Here is an 18,102-nt window from a genome sequence, read left to right on the forward strand (position 1 = left end):
GCCGGCACCCCGATCATGCAATCAGCTCTGTGGGTCGGGAGATCTTTCCGTTGACAGGCAGCCGAGCGCGCACCGACCATGCCGTTCCGTCGGCCGACAATCCGGCGTCGAGGGTCCCTCCGAGCAGTGCGGCTCGCTCCTGCATTCCCGGGATGCCGAAACCCTGCCCTGCCGATTCACTCCGGCCGGAGGCGTCCGAGGTGATCGTGTTGCTCACGGTCACCTCGATGACCGACGAACGATCGGATACCTGCACGGTCACATCGCAGTGGGGCGCATGGCGTCGGGCATTGGACAACGCCTCCTGAACGATGCGGTAGCACGTCAATTGCACAGCGCTGTCGGTGTCGATGTTGCTGTCGGTGTCCCCCGTGTCTCCGGCGGTGTTTACCCCGATGTCGGTCTCGATGGACGCGAACGACATTCGTGATTGCTCGATCAGACCGGGGATGTCGGCGATCATCGGCTGCGGTGCGCTGTTGTTCCCATGTCCGTCGTCGGTGGTGCTCGGGCGCAGGATGCCGACGATCTGGCGCAGGCTGTCGAGGGTGCGCTGGCCGTGACCGATTGCGCCGGTGAGTAGTTCGCGTGCCTGCTCGGGGTCGCTCGTGATGAGAGTCTTGGAAGCCTTGGCTTGGATGAGCATTCCGGTCAGGTGGTGGGCAGCGACGTCGTGGAGTTCGCGAGCCATGGTTCTTCGTTCGTTGTCCAGTGCCGCATCCAGTTGTTGCCGGTGTTCCAGTTCGGCTCGGCTCAGTGCCGCCTCGTTCTCGAGTTCCTGGGTCCGGTTGCGCGCGATGTATTTTCCGAGTGCGATGAGCACCGTGTAGTTGATGATCAGATTCGCCACCTGCTCGGCCACCACGCCGATCGTTCCACCGGGGCCTGCTGCGGCATCCGGAAAGGATAGGCGGGTGTCGACGCTGACGGCGATTTCGAGGATCAGCCCGAGCGCGAGGGGTGCGAACAGGCGTAGCCCGGTCACCCGAATGGCCAACGCGGCGATGGCAAACCAGTAGAGCGGGGTGAACCCGAGAGTGCGGTCGGGCAGAACCATAATCAGCGCGACACTGATGGCTACCACCGTCAGATAGGACGTGACGGGAAACGACCGGCGTGCACACGTCACAGCAGTCATCGCGATGATGGCGACGACACTCACCGCGATCAGGGCTGGGCTGCCGACGAGTTCGTCTCTGGTGTCACCGACCATGCCCGTCGAGAGCTGGAACCCGGCGTAGACAACGGTGGCAAGCAGCATTTCGATCGGCAGTACGGCGGGATTGAGCGGCCGCCACGCGGGTCTGAACCTGCGCAGCATCGTGGAACCAGCCGGCACCCGCGAACCTCCCAGCATCAGTGTCGACTCCGTTCTCCTGCAGTATCTTTCGAGCTCGCATCTTTCGAGTCTGTGTTCTTGGAACCCAGAACCCACAGTGGTCCGGTCACGAACCAGAAGAACGTGATGACGCCGAGCGGTTGGATCACGGTCTTCAGCGCTGCTGCCTGCTCCGAGTCTGCCACGGTGTACGCGAGTCCGTAGGTGATCACCAGAGCGATCGCCGCTGCGCACAGCCACTTCACGAATCCTCGGATCTCGTTGCGGTAGGCCTGCGGGCCGCTCTTGGGAGGCTTCACCGGTGCGGGGCCGCCGGCGAATCGGTGCGCGAATCGCACATCGAGCCAAGCCACGGTGGAGCGTGCAAATACGACGGTCCAGCCGAGGTAGATGCCGGCGAGACGGTGGGCGAATTCGACCTCGCCGCCGCGGTGCAGATCCAGGGCCACCGCCGCGACGAGGACTAGGTCGAGTATCGGGAGGAGGGCGAGCGTGATCGTGCTGGCGCGTCTCATGCGGGCCAGGTAGCGCAGGCACAGTCCGCCGACCACCAGTACCCAGAAGCCGACTTCGCAGACCGCGATCGTGATCAGAATCGGATTGTTCATTGCCCGATCTCACCGCAGCCGACGTGCGCGCGATACCCCCGCGGAGGCGTCGTAGCTGGTGGTTCGGCCGAAGGTACGACCCTGCGCTCCACCGAAAGTCGTAGCCGAACGCGCTACTGTGGAATCACGCATACAGGACACGTAGGCAATACCAGGGAGTCCGCCATGGCAGGCAAGAAGATCGACAGAGTGCACGCACAGTCCGCGTTGGAGACGGTTCGTGAAAATCCCGGCATCGCATTGATCGCCGCCGCACCTGCGCTGGTGGTGCTGGCAGTGGTGTGGTGGCTGCTCGGGTTCCCCGCCGCGTTGATTCTGCTGATCGCAGCAGGCGGTGCCGGCTACCTGTACCTCAGGAACCGCTGATTACCTAAAGCACTGACTTCCGATAAACACTGACTACTGATCTGCGCGCGGGATGCAGAACTCGGTGATCGTGGCCGAGCTTGCTGCGAGCTCTGCCCACGATTTTTCGGTGGTGAGCACTGCTATCGCAGAAGTGGGGAAGCGGTGCCGAACCTCGCGGGCGACGTCGGTGTCATCGTCTGCCGCCAATTCGAGTGCAGTCCAAGGGATTCCGGGCTCGTGCCCGACGACCAGCAAGGTCGATACCGTCACGTCGTCAAAATACGTGTCGGCGAGACGGATTTCGTCGATGATCTCGTCTGCGGATCCGCCGTAGATGTCGCGCTCGAACCGAGTGGGTGTGTCACCGAGGCCGGTGGCGGCCAGGGTTTCGCGAGTGCGCAGGGCCGTCGAACACAGCACTGCGTCCACGCGGCCGACGTGCTTGGCAATCCAGGCTCCGGCAAGTCCCGCCTCGCGTTCGCCGCGCGGCGCCAACGGTCGCTCGTGGTCGGGAACGCCGTCGGGGTAGCCGGATTTGCCGTGCCGCATCAGCACGAGGGTCCTAGAGGTCGCCATGCCGTCCACCGTAAACGGTCAGAGGCGCAGAATCGGGGACAACATTCACCGGTTCCGGGAAGACGAACTTGCGCATTGCCCACCATCGGAACGCGGTCGCCAGCAGTGTGCCGATGATCGAGCCGCTGACGAAGTCGGCGATGTTTTCGGTGAGGAAGGACACGTTCGGAGCGCGCAGATCCAGCATGTAACTGGACACCCACAGCGGTAGCTGGTTGATTGCCAGGCCGGTTCCGGCGACGGCGAAGAACAGCGCTGCCTCGTGGTGACGGCGACGTCCGCCGCGGGCGGTGAACGACCATTCCCGGTTGAGGATGTACGACACGATCGTCGCGATCAGCACGGCCAGAACGTTCGCTGTCACCGGCTTGTCCTGCAGGATCGTCCACTTCAGGCCGAAGAACAGTACGACGGTGACGACGAAGGTGATCGCTCCGACAATGAGGAACTTGAGAGCCTCGGCGTGCTTGACGAGGGGCTCGAGCCATCGCTCGGGAACGTGGTCGGTGAGACGGTCGGACACATGCATCCCATCGACGTTACCTCGAGTAACGGATCGGGCCTTGTTCGTCGCGGCTGCGAAGACCGGCTAGAGCCGCGTCGTCAGGTAGTACCGCAGCAGTCGGCGCACCTCGTCGGATGGGAGTTGTTCGGGATACGTCACTGCGTGCAGCGTGAGCCCGTCGACGTAGATGTGTAGTTCGGCGACGGCATACTCGTCCGCGTCGCTTCCGAACGAGAATTGCGGCGAGTTCGGCAGATCCAGATCGCGTAGGTGCGCCCACGCGAGTCGGCACAGGTACCGGCTCCCGAACCATCCCGCGGTCTTGAGGGCGGCCAACCGGTCGTCGAATCGGGCTCGGGCGATCGCCTCGAGCCATACCGACGCCTCGACGCGGCGGTTCTCGTCGAGTGGGAGCATTTCTTCGAGGACTCGGACAGCGCGCGCCAGTCCGGCACCCTCGGTGGGGTGTGCTTCCAACCGATGCACGATGCGCTGCGTCATGGCCTCGGCTGCGAACAGCACCAGTTCTCCTTGGTCGGAGAAGTAGTACCGCAGTGATCCGGGGGAGACGCCGGCCTCGGCGGCGACGCTGCGCACGGTCGCCCCGTTCATCCCCGCTCGCTCGATCACGCGCCAGACGGCGGCGACGATCTCCGCTCGGCGAGCTTCGTGGTCGACGATCTTCGGCATCGGTCTGTTCTAGCACGTATGGATTTTTCCGACACAGATGTGTGAAATAAATGTTATGGTACAGCTGTGTTTTTTAACGTGGTCGGGCTGGCGCTGGTGGACAGCATCGGTGCCGGCACGCTCGTCGTCCCGCTGTGGATGATGATGCGGCCGTCGTTCCGGGTTCGAGGGGTTCTGTTGCACCTGAGCGTGCTGGGGCTGCTGTATCTCGGAGTCGGGATCGCGCTGCTGACGGTGTTCAACGATGTGAATTTTGCCCTTATGACCCATGCCGTACCTGGACATGCGTGGGTGCGGATCACCGTGGGTGGTGTCGTTCTGCTCGCGGGGCTCGTCTGCGACCGACGGCGTCGACGCCCGAGTGGTGCGTGGTGGATGCGGGCACCTGCGAGTGCGCGAGGGGTGGTCCTCCTCGCTGTTGCAGTGGGCGCGGTCGAGGTGTCGACGATGCTGCCGTATTTCGCCGCGATCGAGGCGGTGGCCGCATCCGCACGGGGATGGGCATTCTCGGTCGCGATTCTCGCGGTCTACGTACTCGTCACCCTGCTACCGGCTCTGGTTCTCCTCACCGTCAGAGTCGCTGCATCGCAACTGGTTTCGTCAATTCTGTGGCGTCTGATGCACAGCGTCGAACGCTGGAGCCAGGACGTGGTGGGAACGGTACTGATCGTCGTGGGTGCGCTGCTGGTCGCAGATGCGGCGGTCGAGATGAACCTGGTGTGACGTCGGCCCCGGTCGACCCGAGGAAAGGATGCGTGATGAGTGCAGGAAAATTTCGGGCAACCGATGCGCGCAGCATCGTCATGATTGTCGTCGGCGCAGTGTTGGCGCTGTTCTTCTGGGACCTGCGGGTGTTCTGGTTCCAGGGCGGCCCACTCGGCTGTGTCCTGATGGTCCTCGCTGTGGTGGACGTATGGGACTCGCGGCGTGCCACCGACAGGCGCGGAATTGTCGGGGAGTTACGCGACGACATTTTCGGACGCGAGGATCCGACCGACACACCGGACCGCGATGGTCGACGGTGACCGACGTCGCTGCGACGGTACTGAATTTTCGGCCCCCGCATGATAAACAAGTCCGGGGGTCGACAGCTGTTCGATGACAGGCGATGCGGTGCTGATTGGATGGTGGTGACCTGGTGGCGAGCAGTCTGGATGCGAATGCCGCGGCTCACTCGCGTCGACGTGGCTTGACCGCAGTCGGCACGGCCGTGTCGATTCTGGCTCTGGTGGCCGGTTGGGGCATCGTCTACTTCATCGGTCTGGTGGGTGCGCTGTGGCGTTTCCGCGAGCCGAATGCGCCTGCGCCCGTACTCACACTGTCGGATCAATGGATGGACCTTGCGGTCGGTCTGGTTCAGGTGGCGATCGGGGCGGCGGCTATCGCTGCGGTGTATTTCGTTCGGCGTCGCACGTTGCCCGCGGTATGGCCGATGCGTCGCGGTACTGCGCTCGAGGCGGCGATCACCTGGTGCGCTGCAATCGGTGCTGCGTCGGCATTGCTGCTCGTGCTGTCTCGGATGGATGTGCTCCGCTTCAGCTTCTCGGTTCCGGCTTCGGTCGAATCCGATTGGCTTGCAGTGGTTTCCGCGCTGGCCGTCGGTCTGCGCGAGGAGCCCATACTGGTGGCGCTGCCGGTGTTGCTGCTCGTCGGCAGGTTGCCGATCTGGGCCATCATGGCGTTGTCGGCGACGATGCGGGGCTTCCTCTATCTGTACTTCGGCGGTGGCGGTTTTCTCTGGGCGCTGTGCTGGGGTGCAGCGGCGGTGTGGGTGTTCTATCGCTACCGACGGCTGTGGGTGTTGATCGCAGTGCACGGTCTGGTGATGAACGTTCAGGTGTTCGATCGAGTGATTCCGTCCGATAATGCCGCAACGATCATGCAGTGGGTCAACATCCTGATCCTGTTCACTGCGCTGTTGTGGTGGCTGACCCCGAGGGCTCTCGAGGCGTTTCTGCCGAACACGGTGGCCGTTCGTTACGGCGATTCGACCGTCGAGACAACGCCGATGGTGGCCGAGGTCGTGCTCAATCCCGAGAAGCTCGATCCGGATACACCAAGAAGAAACCCGCCCGTCAAGCCCTGACCCGTACAACCCTGACCCGTACAACCCTGACCCGTACGCACTAGGTACCCGCGTGCACAGCCGCGCGCGTTCGATCCTGGACGGCCAGACCGGCGGCGATCATCGGTTCTGTGGACCGCAAGCTGCGGCACAACACGAAGGCACCTTCGAGGCTCGTCAGGCATCCCAGAGCCAGGCTCCGACACACTTCGTCCGGCAGGCCGGTTTCGGTGAACCACTGTGTGAGGCCGTCGATCCAGCCGGTGAACACGGCTTCCGTTGCGAGACGCAATCGTTCGTTGGTGCTGGCCACCTCGAGTGCGATGGTCTCGATGGAGCACGCCTCGGTGTAGTCGAGCTCGACCAACAGTGTTGCCGCCGAGGCGAAGATCTCGGGTATCCCGTCCACCACATCGGTGACGGCGGCCAGCTGACGGGCGACAAGGAGGCCGTAGCGCACGCCCTCGGCATGGATGACTTCTTCGCTGATCTGTTCCTTGCCGCCGGGGAAGTGGTGATAGATGGACCCGAAGGGGGCGTTTGCCGCCGCGGCGATCTGTTTGAGTCCGGTCGCGGTCATACCTTGACGCCGGTACAGCTCGGCGGTCGCTTCGAGGATTCGCGCGCGAGTGTCGTTGGCCATGAATTGTCCTTGCATCCGAGAAAGGCCCAGAGTACCTTCCGATTCACTAGAACGATCTATCCAGTGGAGGATCTGTGAAGCGAATCGACCTGGCGGCTGGACCGATCGACTACCTCGACACCGGCGGTGACGGTCCGGTGCTCGTCTTCGGGCACGGACTACTCATGAACGAGACACAGTGGCGCAAAGTGATCCCACTCCTCGGGGGATATCGCTGCATCGCTCCGACGCTGCCGTTGGGCGGACATCGGAGCCCGATGAAACCGGAGGCCGACCTCACGCAGCGCGGCATCGCCAGGATCATCGCCGACTTTCTCGAGGCGCTCGACCTCGCCGATGTCACGTTGGTGCTCAACGACAGCGGCGGCGGACAATTCATCGTCTCCGACGGCCGCGCCGATCGAGTCGGACGTTTGGTCCTCGCGTCATGCGAGGCCTTCGACAATTTTCCGCCGCTGCCTGCCCGACCCGCAGCGGTGCTGTGCCGAGTGCCCGGTGGCACCTCGCTGTTTCTGCGACTGCTGGCCACGAAGTTCGTTCGACACAACAAGCGCGCATGGGGCGGGCTCAGCAAGCACGGGATCCCCGACGAGGTGCTCGACGACTGGTTCGCGCCTGCAACGCGCAGCGCGGAGATTCGCCGCGATCTGCGGAAGTTCGCCACCGGCACACCATCGCGAAAGACGTTGCTGACGTGGGCCTCTCGGCTCTCGACGTTCGACCGCCCGGTCCTCGTGGTCTGGGCGACAGAGGACACGATGATGCCGCTCATCCATGCCGGCCGCTTGCAAGAGTTGTTTGCCGATGCACGTCAGGTGCTCATCGATGACTCGTGGACACTCATTCCGGAAGACCAGCCCGAACGGTTCGCGGCTGCCCTGCGAGAGTTCGTCCCGGCCGACCCGGCACACGTTACTTCTCGGTGACTCCATGATTGCCGAGGCTGGGGCCACGTTGTAGTCGTACCGATCCTGACGCCAAATGCGCGTGAGATTTTCTTGTCGGACCCCTCTCGTAAGATCGAATGCATGTTCGATACCGGGGGGTGGGGCGTGGCGGAAACGCCACCGGTCGATGACTGCATTGCGGGGTTTCTCGACGTCATCGCGCTCAACCGCGTCCACGAGAACCTTGCCAGGGCCGGGACCGTACTCGCGTACTGCGACGTACTCGAGATGCGACTGGAGGCTGCCGAAGCCGCCGGTGGCGATCCGGGCGAGACGGTCCGCGGCGCGTTGTGCGACTTGGCCGTGACGATGACCGGCACGCGTCGCGATGCATCGGTGGTGCACGACGTCGCGGAGCGTTTGCATCGAATGCCGTTGACGGCCTTGAGTTTCGTGACCGGAAGCTTCGACTGGTCGACGGTGGTCACCATCACCTCGGTGTTGCATCGCGCCACTGACGAGACCATCTCGACAATCGAATACGAGGTCTGCGCTGCAGGGGGCAGAATGCGCCCGCAGGCCTTGCGGAACCGAATCTGGCGGTTGTGGATGAAGGCCGATCCGGACGGTGCTGCGCAGGCTCGCGAGACGGCGAAGTCGGAGGAAGTCGGAGTGCGGATCGTGCGAACCGGTCCTGGCGGTATTTCGACGCTCATCGCGAAGATCACGGATCTGGAATCGGCCGAAGCAGATGCACTCATCGTCGAGATCGTCGGCACGGTCTGCAAGGACGATCCGCGGTCGACGGGGATGCTGCGGGCCGCCGGACTGATGGCCTTGCTGCACGGCGAGCATTCGCTGGTCTGTCAGTGCGATCTCGGTGACGAGTGCCCGGTTGCCGGTGCCGCCGACGATCTTCCACCGAGGCGCGGACACCTCCTGCAGATCGTGGTGGCGGTGGAGACGCTGCTGGGACTGTCCGCGGAGCCCGCGACCTTGGCGGACGGGACTCCGATCGATCCCGAGGTGGTGCGCTTCGTCGCCGCCGATGCGAAGTGGCAGGCAATGCTGACCGAGTTGGTCGACATGCTGAAGCCCGAGCAGGACGGCCCCGACGAGCGCGGCTCGAACGACGAGAGCTCGAACGACAAGAGCCCGAACGACGAGAGCCCGAACGACGAGAGCCCGAAGGGCAAGCGCTCGAACGACGACGATCCGGATGACGACAGCCCGGATGACGACAGCTCGGATGATGACGACATCCCGGATGACAACGGCCCGGATGATGATGGCCCGGACGACGGCGGCCCGGATGACGGCGGCCCGGATGATGATGGGCCCGGCGGTTCTGGCGACGATGGGCCTGGCGGTTCTGGCGACGATGGGCCTGGCGGTTCTGACAACGATGGGCCCGGCGGACCCGGCGACGATTGGCCCGGCGATGAAGGCAGTGGTTCCACCGGAGGCAACGACCCGGATGACGGCCGCGGTCCCTCGATCAAGGGATCGACCCACCCGGCAGGCCCACTCGATCGGGACGATCCCGAAACCTCCGAAGACCGCGTCGGTCCGTCTCCACCCGGCTTCCGTCTGTTGCGCACAGTGGTGGGCATCGGCCGGGTGCGCAGTGCCGCTCAGCTTCCGCCGATGCGCGGCGCATGCGCCCAAGGTTGTCCGCCGGCCGATCGGATTCTGGGGGAGGAGTCTGTCCGCGATGGGCTTGTCGCACGCTGGCTCGGTTGGATTGCCGAACAGCCCGAGCGTGCGCGCGGGATTTTTCCCGACGGTCATGGCGGAGAATGCGTTCCGTCGCGAGCCGCGGTGACCTATCGGCCGAGCGCGCGCGTTGCCACTTTCGTGCGGACGGCCTATCGCACGTGCACGTTCCCCAATTGTGACGTGCCCTCGGCCCGGTGTCAGATCGATCATGTGGTCTCATTCGACAAGGACGATCCGGGGCGTGGCGGCTGGACGATCGTGACCAATCTTCAACCGGTGTGCGTATTTCACCATCAGGCGAAGACGTCGAAAGCGTGGTCGGCGGTGATGCTCGCCGGAGGGGCAATTCTGTGGTCGAACTCTCTCGGTCTACGCGCGGTCACGCTGCCGGAGTTCTCGATCGCGTCGCCTCCTCGACGTCGCCGTCGCCGGAAGAAGTCGGGCGACAGTGAGCTGTCCCCGTTCGAACCCACCCGATGGGAGCTCGAGTACAGCAGCTCTGCACCGCCGACACTCGCGGATCTCCGTTCCGCGTCATCGGACATTGCACGGAAGAAACTGGCAGAGAAGAGACGTGTCTACCTCGACCACTGCCGCGTCGTACACGTGCGCATTCGACTCGACCGGAGCAGATACGATCCCGCTCCCTTTTGAACAAAAGACCGTCCAGGGTGTGGTCAGAACCGCACACCTGCTACCTTGAACGCCGTTCAAGTCTTTGGGGCAGGTGACCGCCCCACTCCTCGAGGAGCCACCCGTGTCAGATGTCGACAGCAGTACTCGTCCGCCGAGCCGTAAGGTCAGCCGAATGAACGTCTCCGCCCGCGACATGGCGCAGATCGCAGTGTTCGCAGCGCTCATCGCTGCTCTCGGCCTGCCGGGATCGATCACGGTCGGCTTCTCCGGCGTCCCCATCACCCTGCAGACCCTCGGCATCATTCTGTCCGGCGCGATCCTCGGCGCCAGGAAAGGCACTGCTGCGGTCCTGGTGTTTCTCGCGCTGACGATGATCGGCCTCCCATTGCTGGCGGGTGGACGTACCGGTCTGTCTGCGATGGCCGGGCCCACCGTCGGGTACCTCATCGGCTGGATACCGGCAGCATTGCTTATCGGCTGGCTCACCGCCCGCATCCTGCCGAAGTACTCGATCGCGCTCGGTCTGGCGATCAATGCCGTCGGCGGCATCGTGGTGGTGTACGTCTTCGGGATCATCGGTCTGATCCTGCGTACCGACGTCGGAGTCTGGGCCGCGATCACGTCCAACGGCCCGTTCCTGCCCGGTGACATCGCCAAGGTCGTTGTCGCGACCGTCGTCGCCAAGAGCGTTCACCGTGCATACCCGGGCCTGATCAAGGCGTGACTCTCGAGCTGGGAGGTCGAGGTGACGACAACGGCAGCGTAAGTGACCGGGCCGACGACCCGGCCATCGTCTGGTCGGGTCGCACGCTCACCTACGCCGACCTCGACGCTGCCGTCGAGCAATGGCCTCACCTCCCGGTGCACGACGCCTCAGCGCTCGAGCTACCCGAGGCGCTGATCTGCGTTTTTGCGGCGGCGCGGCAGGGAAGTGCGGTGCGAGTCGAGGATCCGGCCACCAGGCCGGATCGTGCGGAGGGGCCGAGTCCCGACGCTTTCTTGCTGGTCGCGACCTCAGGCTCCACCGGAAGCCCCAAGCCGCTCGAACGCACTGCCGCGTCGTGGGTCGACAGCTTCCCCGAGTTCACCGAGATCACCGACATCCGCCCCACCGATTCGGTACTGATCACCGGACCATTGCACGCCACGATGCACCTGTTCGCCGCCGTGCACGCACTGTGGCTGGGGGCCTGCGTCACCGACGACCCGGCCCTGGCGACGGCGGTTCACGCAGTGCCAGCGGTCCTTCGCGACACGGTTCGTCGGATGCCCGGTGCGCGGGTGGCGGTCGCGGCTGGTGCCGGACTCGATCTCGTTGCAGCGCAGACGATCTCGGCCATGGGCGTCAGGTTGGTCGAGTACTACGGCTCGGCAGAACTGTCGTTGGTGGCGGCACGGGTGACAGGCGAGCACGCGGCACTGCGATTGCTCCGCGATGTCGAGGCGCGCACCGAAGACGGGTATCTTTTCGTCCATTCGCCGTACTCGGCACTCGGCACCACTGGCTGGTGCGGCGTCGGTGATCTGGCCGAGCTCAGCGGCCGCGAACTGCTCGTCCATGGTCGGGGGGACGCGGCGATCAATGTCGGCGGCACCACCGTCGTTGCAGAGGACGTCGAGCGAATCCTGACCGCACTCGACGGCGTTCGAGCCGCGGCTGCCATCGGATCTCCCCACACGGCGTTGGGTGAAACGGTCTCTGCCGTCATCGAACTCGACGGATCGCGCGATCTCGACCGTATCCGCGCCGACGCCCGTTCGATCATGACCAAGGAGGCACTGCCGCGACGGTGGACGGTGGTGCAGCAGCTGCCCCGTACCTCGAGCGGCAAGATCGCCCGGAAAGCCCTGCTGTGAATGTCCCTGCTGTGAGTACTCCCGTGATCGTTGCGGCTAAACGAACCGCGATCGGTATTGCTGGTCACGGCTTCGCCAATGTCACCGCCCCGAACCTCGCTGCACCGGTGCTGAAAGCTGTTGCAGCAGAGATCAGTTCACTCGAACTCCCGATCGACGACGTGATCCTCGGCAACTGTCTCGGTCCCGGCGGCGACGTTGCGCGTGTATCGGCCCTGCTCGCGGGACTCGGTGTCGACGTCCCCGGCGTTACCCTCGACCGCCAGTGTGGATCCGGACTCGACGCTGTCATGCAGGCCGCGTCGCGCATCCGCAGTGGCGACGAGACGTTGATTCTCGCAGGTGGCGTCGAGTCGGCGAGTACGAGTCCGTGGCGGTTCTGGCCCCCGGCCGACGGCGCAGAACCTGTTCGGTACACCCGAGCACCATTCGCTCCCCACGGTTACGACGATCCTGACATGGGTGTTGCGGCAGACGATCTCGCGCGAATGCGTGGAATCGACCGGCAGCGGCAGGACGAGTACGCCGCACGGTCCTTCGCACGAGCCGCCGCACACGACTTCTCCGCCGAAATCGTCCCGATCGGACAGTTGAGCGCAGACGAACGCATCCGCCCCAACATGACTGCCCAGCGCCTGGGCAGACTGCGTCCCACGTTCACCTCCGACGGCACCGTCACCGCCGGCAATTCCTGCGGAATCTCCGACGGTGCCGCAGTTCTGGCGATCACCACGGCCGAACGTGCCGCTGGTATGCCGGCACTGCGCATTCTCGGCAGCGCGGTGGCCGGGTCCGATCCGGCACTGCCCGGTCTGGGACCGGTGCCTGCGATCGAGAAGCTACTGGGGCGCACCGGGGTGTCACTCGACGAGATCGGGGTCATCGAGATCACCGAGGCATTCGCATCGGTGGTGCTCGCGGTCTCGGATGCGCTGGGCATCGACGACGAGCGCATCTGCCCGGACGGAGGGGCGATTGCGATGGGTCACCCGTGGGGCGCATCGGGTGCAATTCTGCTGGTGCGTTTGGCGTCGCGAATGCTGCAACCGAGTGGTCCGGCACTGGGATTGGCGGCCTGCGCCATCGGCGGCGGGCAAGGAATAGCGATGTTGGTGGAGCGAGTGACATGAGCAGGGTTACATGAGCAGCATCAAGTTCGAGAACATTTCCCACTCCTTCGGGGAGCGGCGGGTACTGCATGACATCGACATCGAATTCGACGAGCGACGCATCGGCATCATCGGATCGAACGGGTCGGGGAAGTCGACGCTGGCTCGGATGATCAACGGGCTGATCAAGCCCGACTCCGGCCGCGTCACCGTCGACGGCGTCGACGCGGCGAAGAAGGGTGCGCAGGTTCGCAAGAAGGTCGGGTTCGTCTTCACCGACCCCGATTCGCAGATCGTCATGCCGACTGTCGCCGAGGATCTCGCGTTCTCTCTGCGTAGGTCCGGGCTGAGCAAAACAGAGGTCGCAGACCGCGTCGACGAAATCCTCGTCCGCTTTCGACTGGATCAGCATCGCGATCACCCGGCGCACCTGCTCTCCGGTGGGCAGAAGCAATTGCTCGCGATCGGTGCCGTACTGATCAGGCGGCCGGAGGTGGTTGTTGCGGACGAGCCGACCACGTTGCTCGACCTGCGCAACGGACGCGTCGTCGCTCAGGCTCTGGATTCGATGGATCAGCAAGTCGTCGTCGTGACTCATCAGCTCGCTCTGCTGGACAGCTTCGAGCGTGTCATCGTCATCGACGACGGCCGCGTCGCGTTCGACGGTGCCCCCGCCGCAGCGGTTCCGGCGTATCGGGAGCTGATCGGGTGATCGGTCTCTACCGCCCCGGTACATCGTTGCTGCACCGAATGAGCCCGGGCTGGAAACTGTTGTCGCTCATAGTTGCAATTTTGGCGACCGTGATCTTCGCGCGCACCCCGCTCGAGGTGGGCGTGGTGGCTCTCGTGGTCGCCGCCCTGTTCGCTGTGGCCGGTATTCCCGCGAAAGTAGCTCTGGCGCAACTTCGTCCGGTGCTGTGGATGTTGCTGATCATCGGCGTGTTCCAGATACTGATCACCACGTGGCAGCGCGCGGTGGTGGTGTGCGGGGTGCTGGTGATCTCTGTTGCCCTGGCGGCACTGGTCACGCTGACCACCCGGGTGACCGACATGCTCGACACCGTCACGAGAGCACTCGGGCCGATCCGACGCTTCGGCGTCGACCCGGATCGCATCGGACTGCTGCTGGCCCTTGCCATTAGGTGCATCCCGCTGCTGGCCTCCATCGTCCAAGAAGTGTCCCAGGCGCGCAAAGCCCGCGGACTGCAGTGGTCCATGACGGCTCTGGCAACCCCGGTTCTGGTGCGCGCCCTCCGCACTGCGGATGCGATGGGTGATGCCCTCGTCGCGCGCGGTGTGGACGACGACGGTATAGATGACGACGGTACAGACGATGACGAGTGAGCTGCTCGCCGCGCGCGTCGCTCGGCATTCCGGGCGACAGGACGCAGCGATCGTCGACGCAACCGGCGAGATCAGCTACCGCGAATTCTGGGATCGGGTCGAGCGCACCGCGGGATCGTTGACGGGCATGCGTCGCATCGCGGTACTGCCGACGTCGGACATCGGGTCGCTGGTCGTGGTTCTGGCGGCGATGCATGCCGGGGTGAGTGTCGTTCTGCTGCATCGACATCTGTTGGATCGAGAATTCGCCGATGTCACGGCAGTGTGTGAGCCCTCGCTGATTGTCGCGCATCCGCGCCAGCACGCACGAGTACATCGTTGGGGTGCCGACACAGTGCTGGCACCCGAGGAGCTCACCACCGGCCGTGCCGCGCCGCTCGATCCACCCGCACGCAGCGCCGAACTCCTGGTCGGCATCACCTCGGGGACGACCGGACCACCCAAATTGTTCGTTCGGGATCAGGCGTCGTGGGCTGCCACGCTGGACCGGTCCGATGCACTGTTCGAGCTCGGGCCGGGCGATCGAGTGTCTGCATCGGGCACCCTCGATCACACGCACTTTCTCTACGGTGCGTTGCACGGGCTCACCCGCGGTGCGACGGTGGATCTACGGAAGGCGGCGGTCGCTCTCGAAGATGCTCCGACACATCTCTATTCGGTACCGACCATCGCCTGGGACATCGCTCGCTCAAACGCACGGTATCCCTGCGTCCGCGAGGTGCTCTCGTCTGCGGCGCGATGGCCGCAGTCTGCCCGCACGGCATTGGCGACGGTGTTACCGAACGCAACCATGACGCACTTCTACGGTGCATCGGAACTGAGCTTCGTCTCGTACGACCGTCGAACTCCCGGCGGCACGGGTGTCGAGGGAGCGAGTGCGGAGGGCGCGTTGTTCGGCGGGGTGGAGGTGGAGACCAGGAACGAGCTGCTGCACGTGCGCAGCGACATGCTGTTCGACGGTTACCTGAGCCGAGTCGGCGACCACACCACCCTGACCAACGGGCCCGTCGACGGGTGGATGACGGTCGGCGATCGCGGCAGTGTCGACGAGGGTCGACTGACGTTGCTCGGCCGCGGCAGCGAGACGATCGTTCGAGCCGGGCTCACGGTCGAGCTGGCCCCGATCGAGGCGGCACTGTTGTCGATCCCCGGTGTTCTCGATGCCGGAGTTGTCGGCGTTCCCGACGATCGCACCGGTGAGGTGCCGGCGGCGGGAGTGGTTGTAGCCCAGCAGAACTCACCCACAGTGGCGCAGATACGTCGGCGCGTCCGCTCGATGTTACCGAGCCCGAGCCTGCCCGTGGTGATCGCCGTCGTGGACGCCTTACCGCGCACCCCGCGCGGCAAGCTCGACCATCAGGCCTTGGGTGCGACCTTGGCCACGGTGCGCACCGTCGGCTCGCCCGATGCGCCGGTGACAACGAACCAGACGGTCAACGCGCCGCCTTCGTAGCGGTGGCGCAGTGTGACGTGTTCACTCGCGAGGACCGGGGTCAGGTACTCGATCACGGCGCGGTGCGCAGACGCCGCCAGCTGGGGCAGCTCGACAAGTAACTCCTCGATCGCGTGCCAGTACGCCGCATTGTTGAGGTGGTTGAACGGGTCGATATCGGTTGCGCGCAAAGGGAACTGCACGTCCGTGTGCGATTCCGCCGGTGCCGGCTCGGTCAGCCATGCCTTCCACCGCAACCGGTGCTGATCGGTGGTTCTGGCCAGCATCTCCAGTGCCCCGTCGCTGATGCGGGTCGGCATGCCGGTGGCCTTGCTGATGTTGATCCAGAAGCCCTCGGTTTCGATGCGTCCACCCTTGGGGGTCGTCAGCGCCACTCGCATGTTGGACCAGCGCGTCGACATCGACGAACACCACCGACGCATGTGCACATGGTCCGGAAAGTGGATGGGCTCGAAGACGTCGATCACGGTGCGCCGCACGATCCACACCGGATCGGTCTTGCCCAGGGGAGTCGCGTCGAGGTTGTCGGTGCCGACGTCCTGCAGGTAGCGCGCAACCCCGTCGAACCGCAGTCGGTTGGTCGGATCGATGTCGCCCGTCCGCACCGGCCAACTGGTCTCGAAGCCCTCACCGGGTGGTGGCTCCGGTGCCAGCTCGTCGTCGAAGCCGGCCGGTTCCACGCGTGCATTGGTCACGTTCGCACTGTACGCGCGCACCTAGACGATGTGGCGGGCGCGCATACCGTCGAACACCGGTGCCACTCGAACCACGTCACCGGTGGTGGGAGCATGCACCATCTGGCCGTTCCCCATGTAGATCGCCACGTGTCCGGGTCCCGCCGGTCCCCAGTTTCCGAACAGTAGATCGCCGGGCTGCGCCAGTTCCATCGGAACCTCGGTGCCGATGTTCCACTGTGTTTCGGAGGTGCGGGGCAGCGTCACCTTCCCGCCCGAGGCCTTGAACAGGGCGTACGACGTCAGACCGGAGCAATCGAATCCACCACCGGACGGACCGTTGATGTTTCCGCCACCCCATACGTAGGGCAGCCCCAGGTAGTCCATCGCCAATTGCACTGCCCGGCCGCCCATTCCGGTGAGGTCGAGCCCCGCGAACGGGGTCAGTATCGAGGCGAACTGCGCCTCGGTCGCCCTGATGCGGGCCACGTACGGCTTGGTCTGTGTCTCGTAATCGACTGTGCCCGAGGGCATACCGCCTGATCGCAGCACCGCTCCCGCGCCCGCGTTGTATCCGGCGAGGGTCAGGTCGAGTGTGTCACCGGAGACTTTGCCTTCTCGCTTCCAGCCATCGACCTGCCCGTAGATATCGCACAGCATCGTGCCCGACGCCATGACCGCGTCTCCGACGCTGTTGACGTCGACCACGCCGTTGCCGTCGTAGTCCTTGCCGTAGGTCGCCCACGTGCCCGGCATGAATTGACCCGGTCCCTGTGCGCCGGTGCTCGATACAGGCGCAGTCGGCCCGTACCGAAAGCCGTTCTCGGCGGCATAGAGTGCGGCGATCGTGGTGCTTTTGACGCCTCCGCAGATGTTGCCTGCTTTCTGCAACCACGGTACGAAGGCGGTGATGGCTCCCACCGCCCCCAAGCCGATAGGGCCCACGTTGATACCGGTGAACGTCACGGGCAGCCCGGGAAAGAGTGCGCGCCGAATGGCCTCGGCCGACGCCATGAACGCCGTCTGGGTGGCGATATCGGCGGCGGTGTACGTGCGGCCGGCGAACTGGACTGCGCCGGCACCGAGTGCGGCTGCAGTGGACGACAGAGCGGTTGACGAAAGAGCGCCGGACGAGAGAGCACTCGGCGAGAACACGCTGAACGGAAGTGGGGCAGATGGTGAGCCGGCAGCAGGTACAGCCGCAGCTGCGGTGGGGAGGGCAGCCAGTGCATCTTCCGCCGCGGTCGGCACCGCTGCATTCTCGGCCGCCTCGATGTCTTCCACCGCCGGAAGACCCGGCAGCATCGGCTCGACTGCAGTGTGCAAGCCGTCCGCGGCGTCGGACAACGTGCGATCGGCGATGTCGGCGGCAGGCTCGGGCATGGTGCCCAGGAGTTCGGTCCACTGATCGCTCATAGTCTTCGCCTGATCCTCGGCGTTGGCGGCAATTTCTGCGGCCTGATCCGTCACTGCCTGATCGGGAATCGGAGCCGGGGCGTCGGTTCCGGCGACAACACCGGCGGCGGACACGATGACGGCAACGATGACTGCGAATGGATCGCCTGCCATGTATCGACTCCTGCTACTCGAACGATCTTCCCCGAGCCAGGAGCTGTGATCAGTCTCACTCGGGTGCTGTACCCATCATG

At 64.7% G+C, this 18,102-nt stretch carries 20 protein-coding genes; 12 read left to right on the forward strand and 8 right to left on the reverse strand.

Annotated elements, in window-relative coordinates; all coding sequences use genetic code 11:
• Positions 1 to 13: 13 nt before the first annotated feature.
• Positions 14 to 1,339, reverse strand: coding sequence for a sensor histidine kinase (locus ACQR3T_RS22215; RefSeq protein WP_428694846.1), 1,326 nt, complete (start codon positions 1,337 to 1,339; stop codon positions 14 to 16).
• Positions 1,340 to 1,356: 17 nt separating this feature from the next.
• Positions 1,357 to 1,947 carry a hypothetical protein gene (locus ACQR3T_RS22220; protein ID WP_428694847.1) on the reverse strand — a complete coding sequence of 197 codons (591 nt, stop codon included), beginning with the start codon at positions 1,945 to 1,947 and terminating at the stop codon, positions 1,357 to 1,359.
• Between the two features lie 165 nt (positions 1,948 to 2,112).
• On the opposite strand from ACQR3T_RS22220, the gene ACQR3T_RS22225 reads away from it, so the two are divergent.
• Positions 2,113 to 2,313: a membrane protein gene (locus tag ACQR3T_RS22225; protein WP_027498199.1), complete on the forward strand. Its 201-nt coding sequence runs from the start codon at positions 2,113 to 2,115 to the stop codon at positions 2,311 to 2,313.
• Between the two features lie 33 nt (positions 2,314 to 2,346).
• Here the strand turns inward: ACQR3T_RS22225 and ACQR3T_RS22230 are convergent, their stop codons facing one another.
• The 3 genes from ACQR3T_RS22230 to ACQR3T_RS22240 are packed head-to-tail and all read right to left on the reverse strand — an operon-like array spanning position 2,347 to position 4,066.
• On the reverse strand, positions 2,347 to 2,871 hold the full coding sequence (locus ACQR3T_RS22230) for a SixA phosphatase family protein (protein ID WP_428694848.1): 525 nt from the start codon (positions 2,869 to 2,871) through the stop codon (positions 2,347 to 2,349).
• On the reverse strand, positions 2,858 to 3,400 hold the full coding sequence (locus ACQR3T_RS22235; protein WP_032380483.1) for a GtrA family protein: 543 nt from the start codon (positions 3,398 to 3,400) through the stop codon (positions 2,858 to 2,860). The genes ACQR3T_RS22230 and ACQR3T_RS22235 overlap by 14 nt, the downstream gene beginning before the upstream one ends.
• A gap of 60 nt (positions 3,401 to 3,460) precedes the next feature.
• Positions 3,461 to 4,066: a TetR/AcrR family transcriptional regulator gene (locus ACQR3T_RS22240; protein ID WP_428694849.1), complete on the reverse strand. Its 606-nt coding sequence runs from the start codon at positions 4,064 to 4,066 to the stop codon at positions 3,461 to 3,463.
• A 66-nt stretch (positions 4,067 to 4,132) separates the two neighbouring features.
• On the opposite strand from ACQR3T_RS22240, the gene ACQR3T_RS22245 reads away from it, so the two are divergent.
• From ACQR3T_RS22245 to ACQR3T_RS22255, 3 genes are all read left to right on the forward strand, one after another.
• Positions 4,133 to 4,789 carry a GAP family protein gene (locus tag ACQR3T_RS22245; protein ID WP_428694850.1) on the forward strand — a complete coding sequence of 219 codons (657 nt, stop codon included), beginning with the start codon at positions 4,133 to 4,135 and terminating at the stop codon, positions 4,787 to 4,789.
• A gap of 35 nt (positions 4,790 to 4,824) precedes the next feature.
• The gene (locus tag ACQR3T_RS22250) at positions 4,825 to 5,091 is read left to right on the forward strand and encodes a hypothetical protein (protein WP_052070962.1); all 267 of its coding nucleotides are present in this window, start codon (positions 4,825 to 4,827) and stop codon (positions 5,089 to 5,091) included.
• A 113-nt stretch (positions 5,092 to 5,204) separates the two neighbouring features.
• Entirely contained in the window at positions 5,205 to 6,152 is a 948-nt protein-coding gene (locus ACQR3T_RS22255; protein WP_052064898.1) for a CPBP family intramembrane glutamic endopeptidase, read from the forward strand.
• 40 nt (positions 6,153 to 6,192) lie between these two features.
• On the opposite strand, the gene ACQR3T_RS22260 is transcribed toward ACQR3T_RS22255, so the two are convergent.
• On the reverse strand, positions 6,193 to 6,774 hold the full coding sequence (locus ACQR3T_RS22260) for a TetR/AcrR family transcriptional regulator (RefSeq protein WP_032380825.1): 582 nt from the start codon (positions 6,772 to 6,774) through the stop codon (positions 6,193 to 6,195).
• Between the two features lie 74 nt (positions 6,775 to 6,848).
• On the opposite strand from ACQR3T_RS22260, the gene ACQR3T_RS22265 reads away from it, so the two are divergent.
• The 8 genes from ACQR3T_RS22265 (at position 6,849) to ACQR3T_RS22300 (ending at position 15,779) form a co-directional block, all read left to right on the forward strand.
• Positions 6,849 to 7,700 carry an alpha/beta fold hydrolase gene (locus ACQR3T_RS22265; protein WP_032380486.1) on the forward strand — a complete coding sequence of 284 codons (852 nt, stop codon included), beginning with the start codon at positions 6,849 to 6,851 and terminating at the stop codon, positions 7,698 to 7,700.
• Positions 7,701 to 7,802: 102 nt separating this feature from the next.
• The gene (locus ACQR3T_RS22270; protein WP_428694851.1) at positions 7,803 to 10,034 is read left to right on the forward strand and encodes a DUF222 domain-containing protein; all 2,232 of its coding nucleotides are present in this window, start codon (positions 7,803 to 7,805) and stop codon (positions 10,032 to 10,034) included.
• Positions 10,035 to 10,188: 154 nt separating this feature from the next.
• Positions 10,189 to 10,740: a biotin transporter BioY gene (locus ACQR3T_RS22275; RefSeq protein WP_170944753.1), complete on the forward strand. Its 552-nt coding sequence runs from the start codon at positions 10,189 to 10,191 to the stop codon at positions 10,738 to 10,740.
• Positions 10,737 to 11,873 (forward strand): AMP-binding protein, encoded by a 1,137-nt coding sequence (locus ACQR3T_RS22280; RefSeq protein ID WP_428694852.1) that lies wholly within the window; start codon positions 10,737 to 10,739, stop codon positions 11,871 to 11,873. Before ACQR3T_RS22275 ends, ACQR3T_RS22280 begins: the two co-directional genes overlap by 4 nt.
• 11 nt (positions 11,874 to 11,884) lie before the next feature.
• Complete coding sequence (locus ACQR3T_RS22285; RefSeq protein ID WP_428694853.1) at positions 11,885 to 13,003, forward strand: thiolase family protein; 1,119 nt, start codon at positions 11,885 to 11,887, stop codon at positions 13,001 to 13,003.
• A 10-nt stretch (positions 13,004 to 13,013) separates the two neighbouring features.
• Positions 13,014 to 13,694 carry an energy-coupling factor ABC transporter ATP-binding protein gene (locus tag ACQR3T_RS22290; protein WP_428694854.1) on the forward strand — a complete coding sequence of 227 codons (681 nt, stop codon included), beginning with the start codon at positions 13,014 to 13,016 and terminating at the stop codon, positions 13,692 to 13,694.
• A complete protein-coding gene (locus ACQR3T_RS22295) occupies positions 13,691 to 14,326 on the forward strand; it encodes an energy-coupling factor transporter transmembrane component T family protein (protein WP_094617286.1) in 636 nt (211 codons plus the stop codon). The genes ACQR3T_RS22290 and ACQR3T_RS22295 overlap by 4 nt, the downstream gene beginning before the upstream one ends.
• Positions 14,316 to 15,779, forward strand: a complete 1,464-nt coding sequence (locus ACQR3T_RS22300; RefSeq protein ID WP_428694855.1) for an AMP-binding protein — start codon at positions 14,316 to 14,318, stop codon at positions 15,777 to 15,779. The genes ACQR3T_RS22295 and ACQR3T_RS22300 overlap by 11 nt, the downstream gene beginning before the upstream one ends.
• Here ACQR3T_RS22300 and ACQR3T_RS22305 read toward each other — a convergent pair.
• Positions 15,683 to 16,474, reverse strand: coding sequence for an acyl-[acyl-carrier-protein] thioesterase (locus ACQR3T_RS22305; RefSeq protein ID WP_080730783.1), 792 nt, complete (start codon positions 16,472 to 16,474; stop codon positions 15,683 to 15,685). The two genes, ACQR3T_RS22300 and ACQR3T_RS22305, sit on opposite strands and share 97 nt — an antisense overlap.
• Before the next feature lie 21 nt (positions 16,475 to 16,495).
• Positions 16,496 to 18,022, reverse strand: a complete 1,527-nt coding sequence (locus ACQR3T_RS22310) for an NlpC/P60 family protein (protein WP_428694856.1) — start codon at positions 18,020 to 18,022, stop codon at positions 16,496 to 16,498.
• Positions 18,023 to 18,102: the final 80 nt, after the last annotated feature.

The organism is Rhodococcus sp. IEGM1428, from assembly GCF_050321865.1.
Classification (GTDB): Bacteria; Actinomycetota; Actinomycetes; order Mycobacteriales; family Mycobacteriaceae; genus Rhodococcoides.